This is a genomic window from Novosphingobium acidiphilum DSM 19966, assembly GCF_000429005.1.
Taxonomy (GTDB): domain Bacteria; phylum Pseudomonadota; class Alphaproteobacteria; order Sphingomonadales; family Sphingomonadaceae; genus Novosphingobium; species Novosphingobium acidiphilum.
The window spans coordinates 1-1,173 of record NZ_AUBA01000054.1; the positions used below are offsets into that span (position 1 = coordinate 1).

Consider the following 1,173-nt stretch of genomic DNA (forward strand, 5'->3'; position numbering starts at 1 on the left):
GCTCAATTCGCCGTCATGTTCGGCGATCGTTTCGTTCGGGCCATGGCGGCCTGATGTTCAACCGCCACCCCGCACACGAAATTCCTGACACTGCCTATCCCGGCGCCGAGAAAGGGCCTCTGGAAGGCGTCCACTATTAACGGCTCAGTCAAGCGCGGCAACGGCATCGTTCGCAACACGCTGTATGCAGGTTGGCGGACCTGGAACCGGGTCACAATGGTCAAGAACCCACGTACCGGCATGCGAATATCACGCCCCAACGACAAGAATGTCTGGACATTGAAGGAAGCCCCGGACCTCCGTATTGTGCCAGCGGAGCTTTGGGAAGCCGTTCAGGCGCGCCTTGAGCGCCGCAGTCGTGAACCTCGTGACATGGCCCGCAACCGCAAACATCTGCTCTCAGGTCTCCTGAGGTGCGGGAGCTGTGGGGGCGGCATGTCGCGCAACGGCAAGGACCGCTCAGGGCGTGTCCGCATACGGTGCAGCAGCGACACCGAGGGCGGTGTGTGCCCAGACCCCCGAACCTTTTACATCGACACGATCGAAACCATCGTTCTCGACCGGATCAGGGGTGAGCTTACCAAGCCCTGCTACATCACCCAGTTCATCGACTCCTACATCACCGCCAGACGCGAGCTGGCGCGCGAAATGACTCGGAACAGGTCCAAGTTCCAGGATCAGCTCGACAAGGCCAATGCAGGCATCGAACGGATCGTCGAGCAGATCGGCGACGGTGTTCTGACTGGCGATGAGGCCAAGCCTCGCCTTGCCCGACTGCGAGAAGAGAAGGGGGCGGCAGAGATGGCCCTTGCTGCCCAGCCAGCGCCCATCGACGCCATCGTCCTGCACCCGACTGCCCTACGTCGGTACGACGAGCAGCTCGCCAACCTGTCGAAGGCGGTGCAGGACGGCGTTGATGCTGGCGATCTCGCTGAGTGCGACGCGCTGCGGGACATCATCACCAGCGTTGTTGTCCACCCTGACCCCGCGAAGAAGGGCGGCGTGATCCTCGACATCCAGGGAAAGCTGAACGCGCTTGTGGGCTGGGAAAGTCGCGATCCACGTAGCGTGGGGTCGAATGGTAGCGGAGGAGGGACTCGAACCCCCGACACGCGGATTATGATGCTAATGCTGGTCAAAAGCTGCGTTCATTTTCAATGGGTTAAACCCACC

At 61.2% G+C, this 1,173-nt stretch carries 1 protein-coding gene; it reads left to right on the top strand.

What is annotated here, in order from left to right; genetic code table 11:
- Window positions 1-96: 96 nt before the first annotated feature.
- Window positions 97-1,173 (top strand): recombinase family protein (locus tag G404_RS19670; protein ID WP_425411660.1); only part of this gene is annotated, 1,077 nt, incomplete at its 3' end.